At 40.5% G+C, this 21,264-nt stretch carries 21 protein-coding genes and 1 pseudogene; 13 read left to right on the forward strand and 9 right to left on the reverse strand.

The window, feature by feature from the left end; genetic code table 11:
- Positions 1 to 23 precede the first annotated feature (23 nt).
- From ACQ86K_RS04815 to ACQ86K_RS04825, 3 genes are all read right to left on the reverse strand, one after another.
- Entirely contained in the window at positions 24 to 1,361 is a 1,338-nt protein-coding gene (locus ACQ86K_RS04815) for an acetylxylan esterase (protein WP_431199903.1), read from the reverse strand.
- A gap of 7 nt (positions 1,362 to 1,368) precedes the next feature.
- The gene (locus tag ACQ86K_RS04820) at positions 1,369 to 2,601 is read right to left on the reverse strand and encodes an acyltransferase family protein (protein ID WP_143020906.1); all 1,233 of its coding nucleotides are present in this window, start codon (positions 2,599 to 2,601) and stop codon (positions 1,369 to 1,371) included.
- A 387-nt stretch (positions 2,602 to 2,988) separates the two neighbouring features.
- Positions 2,989 to 3,945 (reverse strand): TIGR01212 family radical SAM protein, encoded by a 957-nt coding sequence (locus tag ACQ86K_RS04825; protein ID WP_256337574.1) that lies wholly within the window; start codon positions 3,943 to 3,945, stop codon positions 2,989 to 2,991.
- A gap of 282 nt (positions 3,946 to 4,227) precedes the next feature.
- Between ACQ86K_RS04825 and ACQ86K_RS04830 the strand changes: the two genes are divergently transcribed.
- Positions 4,228 to 4,635: a hypothetical protein gene (locus ACQ86K_RS04830; protein WP_431199904.1), complete on the forward strand. Its 408-nt coding sequence runs from the start codon at positions 4,228 to 4,230 to the stop codon at positions 4,633 to 4,635.
- Positions 4,636 to 4,665: 30 nt separating this feature from the next.
- Here ACQ86K_RS04830 and ACQ86K_RS04835 read toward each other — a convergent pair whose 3' ends face one another.
- Entirely contained in the window at positions 4,666 to 5,472 is an 807-nt protein-coding gene (locus ACQ86K_RS04835) for a DUF5995 family protein (protein ID WP_091176037.1), read from the reverse strand.
- A 182-nt stretch (positions 5,473 to 5,654) separates the two neighbouring features.
- Between ACQ86K_RS04835 and ACQ86K_RS04840 the strand changes: the two genes are divergently transcribed.
- Positions 5,655 to 6,296: a hypothetical protein gene (locus tag ACQ86K_RS04840; RefSeq protein WP_431199905.1), complete on the forward strand. Its 642-nt coding sequence runs from the start codon at positions 5,655 to 5,657 to the stop codon at positions 6,294 to 6,296.
- A 434-nt stretch (positions 6,297 to 6,730) separates the two neighbouring features.
- Here the strand turns inward: ACQ86K_RS04840 and ACQ86K_RS04845 are convergent, their stop codons facing one another.
- A complete protein-coding gene (locus ACQ86K_RS04845; protein ID WP_091176042.1) occupies positions 6,731 to 7,276 on the reverse strand; it encodes an REP-associated tyrosine transposase in 546 nt (181 codons plus the stop codon).
- Positions 7,277 to 7,704: 428 nt separating this feature from the next.
- Positions 7,705 to 8,433, reverse strand: coding sequence for a class I SAM-dependent methyltransferase (locus tag ACQ86K_RS04850; RefSeq protein ID WP_431199906.1), 729 nt, complete (start codon positions 8,431 to 8,433; stop codon positions 7,705 to 7,707).
- A gap of 144 nt (positions 8,434 to 8,577) precedes the next feature.
- Between ACQ86K_RS04850 and ACQ86K_RS04855 the strand changes: the two genes are divergently transcribed.
- From ACQ86K_RS04855 to ACQ86K_RS04880, 6 genes are all read left to right on the forward strand, one after another.
- Positions 8,578 to 9,447: a helix-turn-helix transcriptional regulator gene (locus tag ACQ86K_RS04855; RefSeq protein ID WP_431199907.1), complete on the forward strand. Its 870-nt coding sequence runs from the start codon at positions 8,578 to 8,580 to the stop codon at positions 9,445 to 9,447.
- A gap of 402 nt (positions 9,448 to 9,849) precedes the next feature.
- Positions 9,850 to 10,338 carry a hypothetical protein gene (locus ACQ86K_RS04860; RefSeq protein ID WP_431199908.1) on the forward strand — a complete coding sequence of 163 codons (489 nt, stop codon included), beginning with the start codon at positions 9,850 to 9,852 and terminating at the stop codon, positions 10,336 to 10,338.
- A 199-nt stretch (positions 10,339 to 10,537) separates the two neighbouring features.
- Positions 10,538 to 11,719, forward strand: coding sequence for an Eco57I restriction-modification methylase domain-containing protein (locus tag ACQ86K_RS04865; RefSeq protein WP_431199909.1), 1,182 nt, complete (start codon positions 10,538 to 10,540; stop codon positions 11,717 to 11,719).
- A 121-nt stretch (positions 11,720 to 11,840) separates the two neighbouring features.
- Positions 11,841 to 11,987 (forward strand): hypothetical protein, encoded by a 147-nt coding sequence (locus ACQ86K_RS04870; protein WP_431199910.1) that lies wholly within the window; start codon positions 11,841 to 11,843, stop codon positions 11,985 to 11,987.
- Between the two features lie 165 nt (positions 11,988 to 12,152).
- The gene (locus ACQ86K_RS04875; protein WP_431199911.1) at positions 12,153 to 12,917 is read left to right on the forward strand and encodes a hypothetical protein; all 765 of its coding nucleotides are present in this window, start codon (positions 12,153 to 12,155) and stop codon (positions 12,915 to 12,917) included.
- A 103-nt stretch (positions 12,918 to 13,020) separates the two neighbouring features.
- Positions 13,021 to 13,641 (forward strand): hypothetical protein, encoded by a 621-nt coding sequence (locus ACQ86K_RS04880; protein ID WP_431199912.1) that lies wholly within the window; start codon positions 13,021 to 13,023, stop codon positions 13,639 to 13,641.
- A 68-nt stretch (positions 13,642 to 13,709) separates the two neighbouring features.
- On the opposite strand, the gene ACQ86K_RS04885 is transcribed toward ACQ86K_RS04880, so the two are convergent.
- From ACQ86K_RS04885 to metK, 3 genes are all read right to left on the reverse strand, one after another.
- Complete coding sequence (locus ACQ86K_RS04885) at positions 13,710 to 14,786, reverse strand: AAA family ATPase (RefSeq protein ID WP_431199913.1); 1,077 nt, start codon at positions 14,784 to 14,786, stop codon at positions 13,710 to 13,712.
- A gap of 486 nt (positions 14,787 to 15,272) precedes the next feature.
- On the reverse strand, positions 15,273 to 15,806 hold the full coding sequence (locus ACQ86K_RS04890; protein ID WP_431199914.1) for a hypothetical protein: 534 nt from the start codon (positions 15,804 to 15,806) through the stop codon (positions 15,273 to 15,275).
- Between the two features lie 193 nt (positions 15,807 to 15,999).
- Positions 16,000 to 17,250 carry a methionine adenosyltransferase gene (metK, locus tag ACQ86K_RS04895; protein ID WP_091175761.1) on the reverse strand — a complete coding sequence of 417 codons (1,251 nt, stop codon included), beginning with the start codon at positions 17,248 to 17,250 and terminating at the stop codon, positions 16,000 to 16,002.
- A gap of 217 nt (positions 17,251 to 17,467) precedes the next feature.
- Between metK and ACQ86K_RS04900 the strand changes: the two genes are divergently transcribed.
- The 5 genes and pseudogenes from ACQ86K_RS04900 to ACQ86K_RS04920 all read left to right on the forward strand — a co-directional run bounded on the left by ACQ86K_RS04900 (position 17,468) and on the right by ACQ86K_RS04920 (position 21,224).
- Entirely contained in the window at positions 17,468 to 18,355 is an 888-nt protein-coding gene (locus ACQ86K_RS04900; protein ID WP_431199915.1) for a diacylglycerol/lipid kinase family protein, read from the forward strand.
- A 5-nt stretch (positions 18,356 to 18,360) separates the two neighbouring features.
- Positions 18,361 to 18,696 (forward strand): translation initiation factor, encoded by a 336-nt coding sequence (locus ACQ86K_RS04905; protein ID WP_129571484.1) that lies wholly within the window; start codon positions 18,361 to 18,363, stop codon positions 18,694 to 18,696.
- A gap of 431 nt (positions 18,697 to 19,127) precedes the next feature.
- Positions 19,128 to 19,962: pseudogene (locus ACQ86K_RS04910) on the forward strand (MotA/TolQ/ExbB proton channel family protein).
- Between the two features lie 87 nt (positions 19,963 to 20,049).
- A complete protein-coding gene (locus ACQ86K_RS04915) occupies positions 20,050 to 20,691 on the forward strand; it encodes an ExbD/TolR family protein (protein WP_431199916.1) in 642 nt (213 codons plus the stop codon).
- On the forward strand, positions 20,679 to 21,224 hold the full coding sequence (locus ACQ86K_RS04920) for an ExbD/TolR family protein (RefSeq protein WP_090533926.1): 546 nt from the start codon (positions 20,679 to 20,681) through the stop codon (positions 21,222 to 21,224). Before ACQ86K_RS04915 ends, ACQ86K_RS04920 begins: the two co-directional genes overlap by 13 nt.
- The last annotated feature ends 40 nt before the right edge of the window (positions 21,225 to 21,264 follow it).

Below are 21,264 nucleotides of genomic sequence, written 5' to 3' on the forward strand. Positions count from 1 at the left end.
ATGTGTTTAAGATTTTAAAAGTTTTAAAACAAACCGAAGGTATCGCGCATCCAACGGCCCTCATAATCTTTGTATACCTGGCTCACCTCATGTGCAAGGTTTTTAAATACCATTACGTGTTTATCAGTATTCATTGAGTTAAATACCGCGTAACCATTGGCGGGCGGTACGTAGGGGTCTAAAAGGCCCAAGCCTAAAATTGTTGGACATTTTATAGTTGTTGCAAAGTTTTTTGCATCGTAATAATCAAGATTGTTTAATACCTGGTTAAAGGTTACGCCGGGTTTGCTTAAAACATATTTTTTAATATCGTTAATGGGCCATTCAACAGCGCCCACCAAATTGCGGATATCGCTCATGATGGGGTTTTGTGCCGAGCAAAGGTTTATACGATGATCGACGCCTGAAAGCGCAAGGGATAAATAACCGCCCATACTACCGCCGGTTGCCAGGATCTGATCGTGTCTTAAATTGGGCTGCGCGTAAATAAAATCAACAGCGCGTACGCAATCCATAATTACACCGCGCATTACGTATTTGTTTTTATCCTCAATATGGTAGGAGATAAAGGCATCCCGCTCGGTGTGGATCACATCGCGGCTGTTGTCCGCGGTGTCTAGGGTGATGATCACGAGGTCGGGGTCATCACCTACAATGGGATATAGCTTTACCTGGTAGCCGGGCAAACCCAGCAGTACCGAAAATTTCTTGTTTTTATTTTTGCTGATAGGTACCGTCATGTAACCGCGGATGGTAAGGTTATCCAGCGATTTCATCTCTATTTCGTAAACCTTGCGGTTTCCGGTGTTCATGGATGGTGCTTCGGTAATTTTGTAGTTGGGTTTTACCTTTGCCAGCTCATCTTTAGCGGTTTGCCAAAACTGGTCAAAATCGGCCGGCCTGGCATATTGTGATCTGATTTCCTCCGGCCTGATCCCAAAAGCGCGGCGAGTGGTATCGTCATAATCGCTCACATTGATCATCATGTTAACCTTGTAAAAACCTGTTTTTAGGTTAGGCACCTCAAAATCATATTTGGAAGTGCTTTTTTTGCTAAGGTTTACCGGCTTTGACAGGGTTTTAACAATTTGCCCATTTTCGGTGGTGATATTGTATGATATGCTACCTTCCTGGTTAGTATCATAAGTGTTTTTAATTTCAAAGCTGAACGAGGCGGTTGAACTGAATATACCATCCTTATTATTGATAGTTAATACCGTTGATACTTCATCATCACCACTGCTTTTGTCGGTATTCTCCGCTGGGTCTTTTTCAGTTTCCTGGGCCATGGCCGGTAGGGCGGCGCACCAGGTCAGTAAAGCGAAAGTAATGATCAGTAGTTTGTTAGCGTTTTTTAGCATGTTGTAATTAGGCTTTGATCTTAGCTGATTCATTTTCGGGATTGCGTGCTTGGTTTTTAATCAGGAAATCAGACTTGCGGATATAGTGATTAAGCGGTTCTTCAATTAATTTAAACAGCGTTATGGAAACCATATTTAAAACGATAAAGGCGTACAAAAGGTTTAAACTATCATACTCAAAAGGCGAATGCCAGTCGACACCCCATTTATCATAAAGCTCAAAAACATAATCGTTAAGACTGTTCATGCCCTGATGGATAAAATTGTACATAAAGCCTAAGTGGATCAGGTAAAATATGTAGGAGCTTTTGCCCAGCAGTTCAATAAAAGGGTGTGCTAAAAACTTTTTAAGGAGGGTAGTTTCGGTAAGCAAGCCATAAAAGAAGATTGCAATCGAGGTAGCCAGTAGATAGTTATTGGTTATAATGCCCCAGGGATTATGCAAACCGGCTTCATATCCTTTCGGGATAGTTAACGTAGACATGATCCACACGCAAAAAAAGATCAGGAAAAAGCCCAGGTAAGTGAACTTCTTTTTGCTTGTACCATCCAGCTTTTGTTTGCGTACTATGAGCGCCAGCTGAATGCCCGCATAAAACTCAAAGCATCGGCCTAAAAAGGTGTACAGCATCATGAACGTAAAGTTGCCGAAGAAGCCGAACCAGTTTACATGACTAAAGATGAGTACAAGCAGAGCCCCTAAACCGGTAACCGCGATAGGCTGGATATAAAACTTTTTGTATTTAGTGGCGATAAGGAAAATAAATGGCGCCGAAAAGTAAAAACATTCTTCAACCGTGAGCGACCAGCCCTGGGCAATGCCCGTAAACTTAAACTGGTCAAAAAAGCCGCGCACAAAAACGATATTCATAAAAAACATAACCACCGGGTTTTGTCCTGCTGTTACTGTTTGGTTTTGGGTAAAATGATAAGCTATGAACGCGCCAATGGTAAGCAAGGCATACATGGGATAGATGCGCGCCACCCGGTTTTTAAGGTATTGCAGAAACCAGGCTTTTGTTAATTTAAAACTATCAAAATAACGAAATGCGATCAAAAAGCCCGAAAGCACAAAGAAAATAGTAACCCCGATATGGAACTCGTTAAAGAAACGTTGCACAGAGTGGGGAAATTTCTCATCAAACACATAGGCAAAATGCGATATGAAAACTAGGTAAGCCGCCATGGCCCTTACACCGGTTAACGCCGGGATATAATTGGATTGTGCTCTTTGTGACAAAATAGACGTATTTAACTTTCAGATGAATTTAATTATACGTAAATGTTTGCAAAAGGGATACCAATGTTTAGAAAGTAACAGCTGACAAGTGGTGATATTTTAAGTTGCAGTGGCAGTTTTTAGTTGCAGGGGGAAGAGCATTGATTTGCTTATTCGTTAAACCAGAACCGGGATTTGGGGAATTTGCCGGATTGATGGATTTTACCTGAAAATCCGAGTAATCTCTCGCCGTTGTTGGTGTTGTCACCAACAACTTCTATTTGTTCAATACATCATATTCTAAATGTTGTTGGTGACAACACCAACAACGGCAGAGAGGGAATCGCACAAACCTCGTTTTTTCTGAAAAACTACCACGGCATAAAAAATCCTGACAATCCTCAAATCCTATAAATCAAGGTTCAGACCACTTCCCTGCACCACACCTCTGCTCAAAATTCTTTGATCAATATAATACTGGATCTCTGATTTTTTCAAACCCCAGTTGGGAGCGATGAGCAGTTCGCGGTCGCTGAGACCGAAGAGGCGCTGGATCACGATATCAGGGCGAACAAGCGGTAACAGCTCACACAGAAAATCGGCATATTCGTCAATACCAAACAGGTGGAAGGGTTCGCGTTTGTATTTTACGCCCATTACCGAGCCTTCAACAATATGAAGGTGGTGGAATTTTACAAACTTGATCTGTTTAAAACGGTTGATCTCGTCGGCATATTTCAGCATCATTTCTTTAGTTTCCCAGGGGAAACCGAAAATGGTATGCACGCAAATGTCCAGTTTTGAATTTTCGACCAAACTCAGGGCTTTTACCAGTTCTTCATGGCTGCAGCCGCGGTTAATCTGGTTCAGGGTATCGTTATAGATACTTTCCATCCCCATTTCCAGGTCAACATCAAAACGATCGGTATAGCTTTCCAATAAAGCAATCTTTTCCGCATCGATACAATCGGGCCGGGTACCTACCGAAAGGCCTACGATATCTTTGGTGCCGTAGCTCAGGGCTTCGTCGTAAAGCATTTTGAGGTAATGAGCGGGCGCGTAGGTGTTGGTATTGGGCTGAAAGTAAATAATAAACTTATCAGCCTTGTTGCCTTTACGGGCACGTTCCATACCTTCCTCAACCTGTTGGCGTACTGTGGGGGCGTTACGGCTTACGGAAGGCGTAAATGAATCAACATTACAATAAGTACAACCGCCGTAACCCTTCGACCCATCCCGGTTGGGGCAGGTAAAACCACCATCAACAATTACTTTAAACACGCGATGGCCTTTGTATTTTTCCTTAAGCCATGGCCCGTAATTGTTATAGCCTTTTTCCCAGGTTGTTATTGTTTGCTGTTCCACTTTGCTTTCCTTTTGATGATGTCACCGATTGTTGTGATTATCACCGGTTGAGCGGCAAAGATAGTGAATTTTGGACGAGTCAAAAAGTTAGTCTGTTTGCGCCTGCAGGTCACAAAAAATACCAATTAGTGTCTTAATTATATTTGCAAGTTTGCGTTGCATCTTAAATTTACTTAATTATGTATTATCTAAAGCCTTATCAAAACAATGAAAGTTTTCTTCCTGCTAATTATAGCTCAGCTGTTGTGTAATTGCAATTCAAATACTAAAAGTAAAACAGATATGGGATCTGTACACAAGGTTCGATATAATTCTGCCAGCATGACTTATCAGGAAAAATTAAAAAGTTGCAAGGCAGATTACCCGTTTGTGCGATGGCGCGAAGCATTTAATGAAGGATTTGAACAATACACTGAAGAAAATTGCAATAGGTTTAAACTTATTTTTGATAATTTGATCAGCGATTTAATAAGGCTTGGCGAACATTCGCAAAGTGCTGAGAAGGTGAACGCTTTTAAAAAGGCGGTGTTGACATTAAATAATTTAAGCGCTGAAGACGATAGCCTGATTGAAACCGGCGAGCGGGAGGATCTTTGTGCACTGGTCGATCAAATTACTATAGCCTGCGGCCTCAATCCTAAAGATTTTGGCGGAGGTGAGGGGTTAGCCAGCGAGTGGAGAGAATGGTAAGATAATAACGTGAGATAGATTTTGACTTTGTCAGGTTGAGGGAGTTGGGTTCACCTTCAAATAAGTCTTTTTATAAGTACTCAAAATCTCAGTTATTTTGGATGGGTCCCGTTTTTCAAACAGGTGAATGATCCATACGGTAATACGCAGCATCCCAACCGGGTTAACAATGCCAAGTCCCAGTTTATTGATATCACTATCCCTGCTGGCAATCTGCTTAGGGTAAGCATCCCCGTTACGGGTAAACAGGTCTTCGGCAAAGCACCAGGCGCCATCGCGGGCATTGCCAAGGGCAAACTGGATGAGGATAGAATTATTTTGCGCATGCAGGCCCGCCAGTGACAGCAGCGGCGAGATCCGGTTCAGCTCGCTTATCACCTCGTAAGTAAGCGCCGAAAGTATAGTATTGATGGAATTAAAATCATTATGGACCTCGGTTAGCGGTTGGTTGAGATTTCGCGCCACTTCTACAACAGCAACACCCAAATCAAGGTTGATATGCGCGTTCATGCCAATGAGCAGGTGCTGCAGTACCAGTCTCGACGGTTTATCAAAAATGCTAAAAGCCAACTCCCACGACTGTGAGCAGGGCTGTTTTTGCTGCCAGCAATGATAAGCCATAATGTACCTGTTGGCGAAGATCACGTCCAGTTGTTCCATACGGGCAGGGTTTTCAAACTCACCGTTCTGGATGCCTTCCCTTACCTTGCAGGTAACCTTATGGTACAGGGCTGCAAAATATCCGGCGCGGCTGTCGGTTTTTATAGCATCGGCAATAATGGCCTCTAACTGTTCAATAATCTGGTTAATAGTTTGGGCTGGTGCAATAGGTTCCATAGCAGGAAGATAAGTCCAGGTAAATTAATTATTTTAAAGATATGATTTTTGTTGGTCGAAAAATCAGGTAATATCGTTATTGGGTGCTATTGGTAATTTGTGTATTTTCACAGCATTGTATACCAACAACACCTGAGCTTTATGCGCAAATTTTTTCCCTCCTGTTACTGTGTGCTGCCTTTATGGATGCAGGTGCCCAGCAAAAAAGCGTACTTAGCCGATGGAACCCCGGAAGCTATTACGACCTGCAAAACAACAAAATAACCGGCTTTATTAGATGGAATGTCCCTAATCGTAGTCTTTTCAAAGGCGTAGGTGATGATTTTCTGTATCGTGTTACTGTTGATGGCGATAAACAAAAGATTAAAACTGCGCAGTTTCGGGCTTTTGTAATAGGGATAGATAGCTTCGTAGTATCGCATAATAAAGACCTTGAGCTTTTTCCTATTTTGCTGGTGCTTATTGATAGGCCAACCAAACTATATGTACGCCTGCGTTATAATCAAACTGCTGTGGGAGGCTTTGGTAGCGGAGCCACCATGTTTTACTCCAATCTTGACAGAACTTATTACTATGGCCCGGATCCCGACAACGTTACTGAGCTCGACCGCCAACATTTTATTGAAGTTATGAGCGATATAGTGAGCGATAAGCCGAGACTGGTGGAAAAAATCAAGAACAAAGATTACCGCAAAGGCGATATGGAGGACATTCTTGACGAATATTATTTTGAACGGAACGCCCAAATAGCTAAAGAGGAGGCAGAGAAGAAAAGTGAAGAGAAAAACAAGAAGAAGGGAGAGGCAAAAAATGTTGATGAATAACAATTAACGGCTAAATAGTGTATTGATAGTGAAATATGTTTTTAATTGTAGCGAAAATTTGCTGGTAATAATAATAAATTAATAATGTTTATCCCTTCAAGCGATGAGATTTATAAAAGTGCTTTGAATGTACTAAAAACAAGCTTTTTAATAAAACCATAGCCCGTTTTATACGTACTAATTATAGTATTAATTAATTATTCACCTAAAATTAAACACTATGATTACGTTATTATTGGCATTAAGCGCAAGTGCATTATGCGGTTTTTTTGTTGCGCACAGTACAAAGGAAAATGAATGTTAAATGTAATAGACTAAACGGGGTAATTATGTGAAAAGGCTGATCAGAGATGATTAGCCTTTTTGTTGAAGAAATAACCTTTGAACGCTGGTGCACGCGTGCCGCGTGTATCCTGACTGCAAGTATGTACTATTTATAAAAACTCAATATCGATTAAACCCTTGCCATCTACATAATCTATCGCGCTTGAATATCGCCAATATGAAGGTTCGGTAACAAAACCGGCTTCCACAGGGTTATTATGAATATAATCGGCCTTTTGTTCAATTACCGCTGCAGTCCAAAGTTCGATCGGCTTATTATGATGTTGCCAAAATTGATTCTGTTTAACATTACTACTTTTTGAAGCAGCGCGTTTAAACATCCACAACATCCAGTCTCTTCGTGATTCCTGGATGTTTGATGTAATTGTTGCTATAAGTTGTTTAGCCGTGTATTCTTTAAACCGACCTAAAATAATTTCAGGATTGTTGTTCTTTGCGCTGTAAATTAAATGGATATGACTTGGCATAATACACCAGCAGTATAGTTCCATGCCTAAATTCTTTTGACAATAGGTAAGGCTTTCAATAATAATTTGATTGTATATAGATCGGATAAATACATCAATCCAATAAACTGTGGCAAAACTTACAAAGTATAATCCTTCTTTGTTCAAAAACTTGTATTTGCGACTCATGGATGTTTTAGGTGTATAAAGCTACAATAATAAGGTTCAAATATTAATACACATAATTGATTTTGCTGAAAGCATGTTTATGGCTGGTGCACGCGTGTCGCGTGTATCTAATTTGCTTATAAAGATATGCAGATGACGAGGGATAATGGATTATCGAGCATGCAGGCACATATATAGGCAAGCATGACGTGTTACTTAGCATGCGGGACACACGCGACACGCGTGCGCCAGCGAAAGGCTGTGGGGAATGTGCTGAGTGTCGTAAAATCATTTCTGCTTCTCACCAGCAAAAAAGGCAACACAAAAATGTGATGCCTTTAAATTAAGCTTAGCCGTGCTACTTAACTACCGTAACTTTCAAAAAGGTAGCCTTTATATTAGTATTTTGCTCCCCGCCCGTGTTTTGGTCATTGAACAAAGCTTCCAGTTCATGTTGCAGTCTCGTCACTTTTGTTGTTTTTTTCGGCAGCTTCAAACGCGTTCATGGTTGGGCCATAATAGTTTTTGAAAACCTGAACAAAGTTGGCCGGAGCGTAAGGAGCCTTAAACGTAAAGGATTCTTTGGTAAAAGAAATATTTTCTTCATTTATACCGGCACTTTTAAAACGTTCTGTAACGTTTGCTTCAATACCCCATAACATCGGGCTTACAAAACCTTCGGGCGGTGGCGGCGTATAGGCCGAACTTATCTTAAGGATCTGTGCTACCAGGGTAGGGTCGCCGGGTATCCAGTTACCCATGATTATCCTGCCGCCGGGCCGGGTTACGCGCACCATTTCTTTAGCTACGTCAAAAGGCTTTGGAGCAAACATTGCTCCGAAAATGCTAACCACAGTGTCAAACGAACCATCTTTTAATTCGTGAAGGTCGGTCGCGTCTCCCTCATAAAACCTGCATTGACCCAGTCCTTCGGCCTTTGCCCTTGCGTTACCTGCTGCAACAAGGTTAGCGGCTATATCAACGCCGGTAACATCTGCGCCCAGCCTGGCTTCCGGTATAGCAGTTGTACCATCACCGCAACCCAGGTCAAGTACCTTCATCCCTTTGGTTATTCCCAGTTTATTAACCAGTTCCTCGCCGCTTTCGCGCATGGTAGCTGCTACCTGGGTGAAATCACCCTTTTCCCATAGTGCTTTGTTTGGATTCATATTTTTCATGGGTTTAAGTTTTTGATTTGTATTGTGTTATGTTTATGATATTGAAACAAAGTTAATGAGAGCGATAAGAATATTTTTGTCTGAAAAGCCCAGAATAATGACCTAAAAGTTCAAAATAATTAAATTAGCTTATAGTATTGCGTTATGAATAATTTGTACGACAGGGTGCTGCAACACCCCAACTATTATCGTCAGTTTAACTGCAACGAGTCGCTGATCACTATATTCAGCTGCCCCGCCGAAGCACGCCTGATGAAGAACAAATTTTCGCCGCTCTGGACCCAACACAATTACCTGTTTTACGTAGTGGAGGGTCGGAAGATTTGGCATACCGCCGAAGGGTCGTACGATATTGGTGCAGGTAGCTGCGTGTTTATCAGGAAAGGGGCATTCGTACTTGAACAATTTTTTGACGAAGGATTTTGCCTTGTACTCTTCTTTATTCCCGACGAGTTTATTTGTCAAACCCTCGGCCAAAAATTTAGCGCGCCTGTAAAAAGCGCCGGGCACAGGCAGGTGATCACCTTGAATTCCAGCGAAACCCTGGCGGGTTTCTTTCATTCCATGGCTTCTTACTTTGCCGAAGCCAGGGAACCTGCGCAATCCCTTTTAGAATTAAAATTTAAGGAGCTGATCCTAACTATAGCGGATAATCCCGTTAACAGCGAATTGCTCTCCTACTTTTGCTCACTGGTAAACGAGCCCCGCGCAGTAAGCCTGGAAAGGGTAATGACAGACAATTACCGTTACAATTTAAAACTGGAGCAATTTGCCCAATTAACCAACCGCAGTCTTTCGGCATTTAAAAGAGATTTTCAGGCAACCTTTAACAGTACGCCCGGCAAGTGGTTATTAGAAAAGCGCCTGCAATACGCCAGAAGCCTGCTGAGCATGTACAGTGAAAAAACGATAAGCGACGTGGCTTTTGAAAGCGGATTTGAAACCACAGCCCACTTCAGCAGATCATTTAAGCAGCGTTTTGGCGTAACGCCCTCCTCGGTGGGCAGCAGTTAGATGTTTTTGCAGGTGCGAATGAAATAAAGCCTGCTGATTTTGATATGTTGCCAAAGGGCCTGCCCGGGACAATATACCTTTTGGGCAGGTTACCAACCGCCGGTTTATCGACGTATATTTATTGCATAGGTCAGGATTTGCTTGCGGTGGCGGGGAGGCATGGCTGATACTTTAATGTAATGCAGATGCATTGTTTTATACCTTGCATGTGGGCTACAAGGCACAGCCTTGCGGCAGCGTTCCCGATTTTTTGCTACCGCAAGCGGTAACAGGGGCATGCGCCAGCGGTCGGTAAGTGTCTAAAACTAAATCCAGGAGTATTTTGACTTAAGGGGTAATTAAATATTAAATTTGCCTACGCAAATCAGAGATTTTTCATTAATTTGCTAAAAAAATTGGCAATTGGCAAGCAGGCAGTTATTAGAATTATTAGAGAGCTTAAATTTACTTTCCACAGAAGCGATCTTTTTCAGAGATGAAAAGGACGGATCGACTTTCCATGCCCTTTCTACAGATATTCAGAAAAGATTAGAATTAATTGAACCTGATGCTTTTTTTATATTTAATAATCAGCCCTATATTTTGTTTTTTGACCTTACCATAGGTAAGAATCCTTCCCGGGAACAACAAATTCATAGACAAGTGTGGTCTTTTGACTATTCTCCTATAATTTTTATATTAAAGGATGGCGAAATTCAGCTATATAATGCATTTAATTATGATAAAAAATCAGACCAACTTCAAAGGATAAATATTGAAGATAATGAAAGGAATAAGATATTTTCTTTTTGGAACTTACAAAGTGGGGAAAGTTGGAAATGGTTACAAGTAAATTACTATAAAAGTACTATTCATAAAAAAGAGTTAACCAAAGGTTATTCGATAACATAAAAGAAGTTAGGCAAAAGCTTACGGATACAGCGTTAAATGGTAATAGTAGTTTAACCGAAGATCATGCGAATATATTAATCTTACGATTAATATTTATAAGATATCTTATTGATAGAGATGTAATTATAAGCGATGGATATATTCAAGGCAATTCAATCATTGAAAAGAGACGGGGGTTAGCGAGCTAATTAATAATCCTGTGAAGTTGAACAGCTTTTTTAGGTTTTTAAATGAAAAGTTTAATGGAGTATTATTTAAGGATACAGATATTACACTTTCACAGCTCCAAGCTTATTCGTTATCATTGATATTTGACGGTAGCAAGAATAAAGTAGAACCCACTCTTTTTGACAATCTGCTTGAATTTTATTTCGATGTCTTTGATTTTAGTATAATTCCAGTAGAAATTATTAGTGGAATATATGAATCTTTAATAAATGAAGAAACAAGAGAGGAGCATTCTGCAGTTTACACACCTTCTTTTTTGGTAGAGTATATCCTTGCTGAAACTGTTGACAAACATTTATTGAACAACTCAACAGCAGAATGTAAGGTATTTGATCCCTCATGCGGTTCTGGAATTTTTATTGTTCAATCCTACAGAAGAATGGTTGACAAGGAACTTGCTCTCAATAATGGCAAAGTGACTAAAACCAGACTTAGAGAGATCGCCCAAAATAATTTATTTGGTGTCGATCTAAATGAACAGGCTCTCAAAGTAACTTGTTTTTCCATTTACATAGCAATTTTGGATTATCAAGATCCAAAGACTATCGTTGATAATTTTAAATTTCCGAAATTAATAGATGAAAATCTTTTTAGTGGGGACTTTTTTGATACCAATCATCCATTTAATGAAATTGTAAAATCAAAGAATCAGGACTTTATTTTAGGGAATCCACCTTGGAAAAGTAATAAGGGTGATAAACATTTGGCATGGCTAAAAGAAAATAAGAAGGTTACAGGTCGGTTCGAGATCGCACAGTCTTTTTTGCTAAGATCAAAAGATTTTATGCACCCAAATACCGTTTCTGCTTTAATTATAACCAGCACTATTTTCTATAACATTTCTGATAACACTAAGGCGTTCAAAAAGGAATTTTTAACAACCTATTGCTTAGACAAATTTTTTGACCTTTCCCCAGTTAGAAGATTGGTTTTTGAAGAAAAGAATAGTCCCGCTGCTATTGTTTATTATCGTTTATCCGATGACAACAAGCACTTAAGTAATATTGTAAAGCACATATCGATAAAGTCGAACATCTTTCTAAAGTATTTTAAGACCCTAATTATTGAAAAGTTCGATCAAAAAGAAATACAGCAAAAAAATTCTTGGAAAATGACTGGATGTTTAAGGTGGCACTTTATGGAAATACTTTAGACTTTGTTTTTCTAAAGAGATTGCAAAAAACAAAAAAACTATTAACGATCTAATAGATAACAAAATATTATTTGCAGGAGCTGGCGTTAAATCGAATAAAGGGGAGGATTTTGCTGATTTCTTGATAGGACTGCCGCTTATCGAAAATAAGGAAATAAAAGAATACTATACAGCAATTGATCCTGCACGTAACCAACTTAGGGAAGAAGATGTATATTTTGAAAGTGGTAGAAAAAAACTTGTTCTATGGGAAAAAGATATTGATTAAGGAGCAGGCAAGAAATGAAAGCGAATTAGTAATATCATATGCTGATAAAGATTGTGTTTATAAAAATGGAATATGGGGAATTGCTTCTTTAGACGAAAATGCGCTTAAACAATTGATGGCCTATTTTATTTCTGATCTTTATACATATTATATTTATATAACGGCATGTTCCTGGGGGTGTCAACAAGACCTCAAATCAGATTGCATGATGAATATTTATCGTTTCCTTTCGTGGAGGCAGAGCCATCTATTGAGGATAAGTTACCATTGTTAATTGACAAGTTTTTACAGCCCTTAGAAGCATATTATTCTAAGATCCTACAATCTCAAACGCTACCAATAGCGAAAAAAGTCCTTAGTGAAATAAACGATATTATAAATTCTACCTATCAAATAAAAGGGTATGAGAAAGATCTTATTGATTACGTCTTAAATGTTTCACGATATCAATTTCAAGAAAGTAAGCAAAGAAAGTTTACCCAGAGAGTTGATAATAATCAAGAATATCTTAAAGGATACATAAGTATTTTCATTAAAGAGTTTGCAAATCTTTATGAGGACGAATATTTACATGTTGAAGTTTATTCATTAACTCATTTTATTGCAATAAATTTTATTTTTTCCAAAGAAAGGAGAGAAAGTTTAACTGCAAATATTGAATATATAAAAGATGAATCAAACATTAAGGAATTGCTAAAGCGGATTGCAAATAGTCTCAGCATATCCAAATTGATTAATACCCAAGACCCAACTAAGAATCTATTTATCCAAAAAGACATAAAGGGCTTCGAGAAGAACTCGTTTTACATTATTAAGCCAAATGAATATAAATGTTGGCATAAGGCTATTGCCTGGTATGATGTTGCCGAAATAAAAAAAACTATAGAACAGGCAGAATTAAGTTATATAACTAAACAAACTAATGCCTGATAACGCTCATTCCTTTATAATATCGAGGACGAACCCGGTAGCAATAACGCGGAAACGTCTGATCTCTATTATTCAGTATATTATTTATTGCTATCAGTTGCAATTGGCTAATAAAACAGTCTATAGTAAATCAAAAAGATTCAGCAAGCAAAAATTTGAAGATTACCTAAAAACAAAGTTTGTTGATGACTATTTGAGAAAAAATAAGGACTACTTCAACAGTATCAATTCAGGTATAGAAGATATATTTTTTGGTAAAGAAGCAACAGAAATATATACTGACGATACAAATATTGAGCAGGAAGATAAAATTGATATTTGCGTAAAAGAATTAGGACTCCAAAAAGCATGGTCGAGTGATAATAAGCAAGAAATCTATTTTGCGATTGAGTGTAAAAGAATTGAAATACTTTCAGATTCAAAAAATTATGTATTGGATATTCAAAAATTTGCAGATAGAGAGCATACAGAATTTAGGCTACCATTTGAAGGCATGATGGCGTTCATTGAAAATGCCAATTTAAGCCATATAACCCTTTCTAAGAGAATAACGGAATTATTAAAGGCGACAACCACCATTTCAACATCTCAGCATTTATCCCCAATCAAACTGTATGCTACTTTTGATGGTAGTTATATGTCTTCGCACAACAAAAACTTCGATAACTCAATATTCTCGATCTATCATTTGCTTTTGGATTATTCTACTCTTGTTTCTGATTAGCTATTATGCTTACAATCCCCTATAATGCCCCTCGCTGCCGTTTGCAGTAGCATAAATAGAAACATTCCTCATCCCCCCGCAACCCCTAACACCCTATTTACCGCCGATAAACTCATTTCCAATCTTCCGGCAATCTGCCTTTGGCTCAAACCCTGTTTATGAAACGCGAGCACATCTGCGGCCCGGCGTTGCCGTTCTACCTGGCTGTAGCGGCGCAGGTGTTTAACCTCATTATCGGTATGGGAAAATACAAACTGCAAAAAGCCGTTTAGCTTTTCCAGCCGGCCGAGGCATACGTTATGGCTGCCGTACATTTCGGCGGTGTTGCGTTGTTTTACCTGTTTTAGGTAGCGGTAGCCGGGCTGGGTTTGGCTTTCGGCCATGGCGAAAGCGCTGTCGGCAAAGTTGATGAGCATTTTGCTGCCTTGCAGGTCGTTGCGGGTAATGGGCAGTGAAGGGTTGCGTTTAGGGGTGTGGGCCAGCACGAGAATACTGAGGCCATGCCGGGTTTTTAGCAGTTTGAGCTGTTTCATGAGCGAGAGCGCCTGGCTGCTACGCTCGGTACCATTGCGCAGGCAGGTAATATTATCAATAATGAGCACCCTGGCATCGGTACGTTTAATAGCGCGACTAAGGCCGTGGGTGATAAACTCATCAAAAGTTTTAAAATCTTGCGGCAGGCCGGTCATCTGGTTAAACTCACCCCGGTAAAAATTTTCGTGAAAGGTGTGGGTGGCGCTGCCATCGGTATAGCGCTGTTCAAACTGTTTGCCGGTTAGTTCAAAATCAATGTAGAGAACCGGGCAGGGTTCGGCATCCATTTTAAAAGGTGTGATGGCTTTGCCGCGGGTAATGCTGTCGCCCAGTTGTACGGCCAGTAAACTTTTGCCCATATTGGTATCGGCAAACAGGATACACAGCTCACCTTCAAGCCAAAACTCGCCGAACAGCATCCGGGGCGTTTGGCGTTCGCGTTCCATGGCCATCCATGTACTGGCCTGGTGAATAATAAAAGCATCGGGAATGATAGCGTCAGGGTCATAAACCCTCGGGCGAATCCCTCTTTTAGCGTCTCTTCGCGCCGCCTCGCGCACATCGGCGCGGATCATTTCCACAACCAGTGGTCGTCCATTTTTTTCAATCATAGCGTTATGTCGTAGATAAATTAATGCTTAATGTTTAGGGCAAAGTCGTAAGTCAGAAGTTGTAAGTCATAAGTCCCGGCTATAGCGGAGAAAACCCGACTTATGTCTTCCGGCTTAGTACTATTGACTTAATGCCCCCCGGGGATTTTCATAAGCCCTCTCCAAAGGAGAGGGTTGGGTGAAGACCAAATTTAGCTGTAGGTTTTTGCAATATTGGTGGCGCTGTTTTGTCAGTACCTGCCTGTAAAATGGAGAGTTCGAATAAAAATCCCCAAAAACAGCAAAAAAACGTGAAAAATAAAAGATGAAAAACGCGTTTAACCGCTGCTTTAATGAGCGGTTGAATTTACTGGTAAAAAACTTTAATTATTGATAATCAAATATTTAACTATGTTTCACCGAAAATGCTAAATAGTTGATTTTTAAGGTGTTTCATTAAACGCCTGTTTCGCGTTTCGGCTCTCAAAAAATGGAACACCCGGTTTTTTAAAAAAAGAAGGGGTTAGGGAATTTCACTTTTTTTCGGGAATCAAAAAAATGGGACACCTCATTTGTTACAATTCCGGGGTGCAGGCTAAACACCACTTTAACTTGTAATACAATACTTATAACAAGGCAAACCAACCATGCCGCAAACCATTTAAGCGATAGCCGCGTACTTATAATGGCCTTAAAAAAGAATATGGTCATTACCAGCAGGGAAAAAGCCATGGCGTAGGTGAATTGCTGCCAGCTGCTTCCGGGTATATATCTGAACGCATAAACAGAAAACATGGCGCAGCTTCCCGCCAGGCTGGCAAACGCCGTACGCCTGATAAATAACCATTTGTTTTCTTTAAGTAAAACCATTGCCGCAATCGTCATCACTATCCATTTAATGGCTGCAACAATGTTGGATAGTAATATGGCATCTGGAGTTACCACATAGCCAAACTTTTGTTCAATGAACCATGCCGTTATCATAACTGATACAGCAAAATAAATGATAGCGGTTACGGCATTACGGGTATTAGTGGGCATTAATTAGGTTCGGGGGATTTTGGGTGATAAATGTATGTATTTATAATTTAATTAGGAAGGAGCCTCACCCTAAATCCCTCTCCGGGGAGAGGGGCTTCAATTCTCCCCAACCGGGGGAGATATAGAGGGGCTTAAACAACAATAGCGACAGGTAAGCCCGCCGCTATTGCGTATATTATATAGGTGTAATTAATTACAACCCGAAGGCTGCTTTAACCTTATCAACATGATCAAGCTTTTCCCAGGTAAACAGCTCAACTTCGCGTTCCAACTTGCTGCCGTCGTGGCCAACAAAAGTTTTGGTAACTATTTCGTTAGGCCTGCCGAAATGGCCGTAAGCCGCGGTTTCGCTGTAAATAGGGTTACGCAGTTTAAAGCGGGTTTCAATGGCGTATGGGGTCATATTGAAAATACCTTCTACTTTTTTGGCAATGTCGCCGTCATGCAGGTCGACCTTGGCGGTGCCGTAAGTATTTACGTAAATACCCATTGGTTGCGCTACGCCGATTGCGTAGGATACCTGTACAAGCACTTCATCGCACAAACCGGCGGCAACCAGGTTTTTAGCAATGTGGCGGGTGGCGTAAGCAGCCGAGCGGTCGACCTTTGAAGGATCTTTACCCGAGAAAGCACCACCACCATGTGCACCTTTACCACCGTAGGTATCCACAATAATTTTGCGGCCGGTTAAGCCGGTATCGCCATGCGGCCCGCCGATAACAAATTTACCGGTTGGGTTGATGTGGTACTTAATATCGTCGTTAAAAAAGTGGGCGTATTTAGGATATTTAGCTTTAACACGCGGAATCAGGATACTGATGATATCGGCGCTGATTTTGGCAAGCATGGCCGGTTCGTCGTCAAAATCATCGTGTTGAGTTGATATAACGATGGCATCAATACGCTGCGGCTTGTTGTCGTCGCTGTACTCAAGCGTAACTTGCGATTTTGCATCCGGGCGGAGGTATTTGATCTCATTGTTTTCGCGGCGGATGGCTGCAAGCTCAATTAATAAAGCGTGGGCTATATCAAGGGCAAGCGGCATATAGTTGTCGGTTTCAACAGTGGCATAGCCAAACATCATGCCCTGGTCGCCGGCGCCCTGCTCTTCTTTGGCGGTGCGGTCAACCCCCTGGTTAATATCGGGCGATTGTTCATGGATGGCCGATAGCACACCGCATGAACTGCCGTCAAACATATATTCGCCTTTGGTATACCCGATCCTGTTGATCACCTCGCGGGCAATCTTCTGTACGTCGAGATAGGCTTTTGATTTTACTTCGCCGGCTAAAAAAACCTGGCCTGTGGTTACCAGCGTTTCGCAGGCAACTTTCGATTCGGCATCAAATGCTAAAAAATGATCAATCAGCGCGTCCGAGATCTGATCGGCCACTTTATCCGGGTGACCCTCTGATACAGACTCTGAAGTAAATAAATATGACATAAAATTTAAATAAGTAAAGTAAAAATCGACTGGGAGGGTTTTAAGGCGGATCGGGCAGTAAAAAGAAGCATGGTTTTAGCACTTTTTTACGTGGTTGCAATCCGGCTCCGGTGTAAAAGGGAGCATTAAATCAGTCCACATTCGGGCGGTAAAAATAAAACAAATTTCACAAAGCCGAAAATACATTTACTTTTGACGATTGAAATAATATATATAGTTGAAACGGAAAGCGTTATTTGTAATAAACCCAATTTCGGGCGGGAAGAAGAAGGACGGGGTGCCTGAACTGATTAAAGATACTGTTGATGCCGGTGTAATGGAGCCGGTTATAGCGTTTAGCGATGGCATAGCCCATGCGCGGGTAATTGCGGCCGAGGCTGTAGGCAAATTTGATACCGTGGTGGCCGTTGGCGGTGATGGCACGGTTAATGAAGTGGCTTCGGCCATTGTAGATACTGATACATCGCTTGGCATAGTACCATTTGGCTCAGGCAACGGGCTTTCGAGGTTTTTAGGGATCCCTATGGATACAAGGGATGCCATTAAAAACCTTGCCTCGGGCCGTACCGAAATTATTGATTCGGCCAGGATTAACGGGCAGCCATTTTTTAATATGGCAGGCATGGGGTTTGACGCTCACATCAGCGAGATCTTTTCGCATGGTAAAAAGCGTGGTTTTATCAGTTATATAAAATCGTCGATAAAAGAGGTGGTTGGCTACCAGCCGCAAAATTATCACCTGGATATCGACGGGAAAAAATATGATTATAAGGCATTTATGCTCAGTATAGCCAATTCTTCGCAATATGGCAATAATGTGCATATATCGCCCAAGGCAAGCCTGCAGGATGGCTTGCTGGATGTTTGCGTGATAAAGCCTTTTCCGCTGTGGAGGTTTCCGGAGATGAGCATGCGTATGCTGATTAAAGCAACCGAAAGCTCAAAATACGTAGAAATTATCCGCGGTAAGCAGATCCTGATCAAAAGGGAGCACGCCGGCCCTATTCACCTGGATGGCGAACCCCAGGTGGCGGGTACGGGCATAGATATTAATATATTGCCAAAATCATTAAAGGTTATAGTTGGCCCGTCATTTAAAAATTGATCAATATGGCTAAGAAAAATTTTACAGGCGTAGTTTACTCAACCGACCCCGATTTTCAATACCAGGAAACCGGTGGGGGAGGGGCCGAAACATTGCCGCCACAGCAGCAAAATCTTAAAATATATCTTGACCGTAAAGGAGGCAGCAAACTGGTTACGCGCATTGCGGGGTTTATTGGCGCCGATGCTGACCTGGAAGCGTTGGGGAAAAAATTGAAATCGAAATGCGGGGTTGGTGGCTCGGTTAAAGATGGCGAAATACTGATCCAGGGCGATTTCAGGGATAAAATACTTGTATTATTACAAACCGACGGGTATAAAGCTAAAAAAGCCGGCGGGTGATCTGAAAAAAATAAACAATTATAAACCGATAGTTTAACAAACTTATTTGAAAGAAGCATTTTTAAACAAAGTGCACAACTATCTGTTACAAAGCTTGCATCATAGTTAAAAGGTACAGATACCTTTTATAAACTTAAAAAAACGGGCTATTTTAGCTTGGTAACACAAATTTTATGTGTTATCACTTGCTATTTTTAAAAAAAATGGTTTTCATTGCATATAATTGTGTTGGTAACACACAATAAAATTGTAATGTTGCGTTTATATTCACCAACAATACACAGAATGATATTCTGTATTAAAAAATTGTAAAGAATAACATAAATGGTTTTTTTAATTCAATAAAATTCTATTTTTGTTATTCCCAACAAACAGCGCATTTTAACTAACTTATAAAATAAACAAAAACAAAAACTAAAAATTCAAAAGTAATGGCAAACGCACCAACAAAACCAACTACTCCTGTTAAGAAAGAAAGCTCAAGTGCATCTGGCATGTTTGCTTCTTTAACCATTCCAATCTGTCTTATTGTTACAACCTGTATCTTTATATTCATTTTAGGTGATCCAAGCCACTTTAAAGGTGGTGATGTTAACGCTTATCCAACAGACATTTTCGGCACAGTTCACAGTGGTGGTGTTATCGTACCGGTGATCATGGGTTTCTTATTAATGGTTATCGTTTTCTCTATCGAGCGTTTCATCGTTATCAGCAAAGCTTCAGGTACTGGTAGTGTTGATAGCTTCGTAAGGAAAATCCAATCTCTTTTAAATGCCGGTAACATTGCAGGTGCTTCTGCAGAGTGCGACAAACAAAAAGGTTCTGTTGCTAACGTTATCAAATCAGCACTGAAAAAATACGGCGAAATGGAAGCTGAACCAAACCTTGACGTTGATCAAAAAACTTTAGCTATCCAAAAAGATATTGAAGAAGCTACAGCTTTAGAAATGCCAATGCTTGAGCAAAACTTAACTATCATCGCTACTTTGGTATCTATCGGTACATTAACCGGTCTGTTAGGAACGGTTGTGGGTATGATCAAAGCGTTCTCTTCATTAGCAACTGCCGGTGTACCTAACCAGGTTGAACTATCAGCTCACATTTCTGAAGCCTTGATCAACACTGCATTCGGTATCAGTACTTCAGCTATTTCAATTGTTATGTACAACGTATTTACATCAAAAATTGATAAGTTGACTTACGCTATTGACGAGAACAGGATTTAGCATTGTACAAACATTTGCTTCATCTCACAAAAATAAATAAGAATATATTAGTGCTATGCCTCATGCACAATAAGTTAGGGGCAAGATAGTTAATACTGAAACACTATATATTTTTAAGAAATTTAACATGGCAAGGATAAAAGTTCCAAGAAAGAGCACCGCAATTGACATGACCGCTATGTGCGACGTGGCGTTTCTGCTGCTTACTTTCTTCATCATGACCGCAAAAGTAAAAACCGAGGATCCGGTACCTATTGATATACCAAAGTCTTCAATCCAGCAGCCAGTGCCTGAGTCTGATTTTGCTACAGTATCTGTAGGTGATCAAAAAGCTTTCTTTGGTGTTGAAGGTGTTGATATCCGTAAGGAAATGTTGAACCAGATGGGTTCGATATATCATATGACCTTTACCCCTGAAGAGCAAACCCGTTTTTCATCTATCAATTCATTTGGCGTGCCAATGAACCAGTTGAAACAGTTTATTGCTTTATCTGCTGATCAGCAAAAGAAATATGCACAGCCGGGTATCCCGAGAGACTCTGTTTCGGCAGAGCTTACCAACTGGATTCGCCAGGCCCGTATAGCTACCAAAGCCTTACACAACAAGGAACTTCGTTTAGCTATTAAAGGTGATAGCAAAGAGGAATATCCGGTTATAAAGGATGTTATCGGTATTTTGCAAAAGCAAAAAGTTAACAAGTTTAGTTTAATTACGGATTTGGGCAGCGCCGGTGGTGCTCCAAAAAATAAAAGACCATGGCAGAATTAGATACCTCCGGGGGAGGCAAACATAAAGGCGGTAAGGTTCGCAGTAAAAAGCAATCAACCCGTGTAGATTTAACCGCGATGGTTGACCTGGCTTTCTTGTTGATCACCTTCTTCATCATGACCACTACACTCGCTAAACCAAAAGCGATGGACTTGGCCATGCCTGATAAGGATGAGAAAACAAAAGATCAGATGGATATTGCCGCTTCTCGTTCGATGACCATTTTATTGGGAAGCGACGATAAATTGGAGTGGTACATCGGCGAGCCGGGAAAATCAGCGCCCACAATTGACAATTTTGGCCCTAACGGGTTACGCAAAACGTTAATTGAAAAAAGCAAAGAAGTACAGCAAAAAACAGGCAAATACATGTTTGTTGTGATTAAACCAAGCGATAAATCAAAATATAAAAATATGGTTAGCACGCTTGATGAGATCAATATCGCCAATATCCAAAGCTATGGTATTGTTGATATTTCAGCACCGGAGATTGAGTTGCTTAAAAAAGACGGCTTGTACAACGATAATAAATAATATTAAATAACGTTATAAACTTCCATTAAAGCCTTAACAG

This window comes from Mucilaginibacter sp. P19 (genome assembly GCF_050632265.1).
In the GTDB taxonomy this organism is placed as follows: Bacteria; Bacteroidota; Bacteroidia; order Sphingobacteriales; family Sphingobacteriaceae; genus Mucilaginibacter; species Mucilaginibacter gossypii.

Bases quoted from the DNA above. Each gene is read 5' to 3' on its own strand.
- ACQ86K_RS04890 (WP_431199914.1), bottom strand. From the start codon at position 15,806: ATGCCCACTAATACCCGTAATGCCGTAACCGCTATCATTTATTTTGCT.
- ACQ86K_RS04855 (WP_431199907.1), top strand. From the start codon at position 8,578: ATGAATAATTTGTACGACAGGGTGCTGCAACACCCCAACTATTATCGT.
- ACQ86K_RS04920 (WP_090533926.1), top strand. From the start codon at position 20,679: ATGGCAGAATTAGATACCTCCGGGGGAGGCAAACATAAAGGCGGTAAG.
- ACQ86K_RS04830 (WP_431199904.1), top strand. From the start codon at position 4,228: ATGGGATCTGTACACAAGGTTCGATATAATTCTGCCAGCATGACTTAT.
- ACQ86K_RS04915 (WP_431199916.1), top strand. From the start codon at position 20,050: ATGGCAAGGATAAAAGTTCCAAGAAAGAGCACCGCAATTGACATGACC.
- ACQ86K_RS04815 (WP_431199903.1), bottom strand. From the start codon at position 1,361: ATGCTAAAAAACGCTAACAAACTACTGATCATTACTTTCGCTTTACTG.
- ACQ86K_RS04885 (WP_431199913.1), bottom strand. From the start codon at position 14,786: ATGATTGAAAAAAATGGACGACCACTGGTTGTGGAAATGATCCGCGCC.
- ACQ86K_RS04875 (WP_431199911.1), top strand. From the start codon at position 12,153: ATGTTCCTGGGGGTGTCAACAAGACCTCAAATCAGATTGCATGATGAA.
- ACQ86K_RS04845 (WP_091176042.1), bottom strand. From the start codon at position 7,276: ATGAGTCGCAAATACAAGTTTTTGAACAAAGAAGGATTATACTTTGTA.
- ACQ86K_RS04840 (WP_431199905.1), top strand. From the start codon at position 5,655: ATGGATGCAGGTGCCCAGCAAAAAAGCGTACTTAGCCGATGGAACCCC.
- ACQ86K_RS04850 (WP_431199906.1), bottom strand. From the start codon at position 8,433: ATGAAAAATATGAATCCAAACAAAGCACTATGGGAAAAGGGTGATTTC.
- ACQ86K_RS04835 (WP_091176037.1), bottom strand. From the start codon at position 5,472: ATGGAACCTATTGCACCAGCCCAAACTATTAACCAGATTATTGAACAG.
- metK (WP_091175761.1), bottom strand. From the start codon at position 17,250: ATGTCATATTTATTTACTTCAGAGTCTGTATCAGAGGGTCACCCGGAT.
- ACQ86K_RS04905 (WP_129571484.1), top strand. From the start codon at position 18,361: ATGGCTAAGAAAAATTTTACAGGCGTAGTTTACTCAACCGACCCCGAT.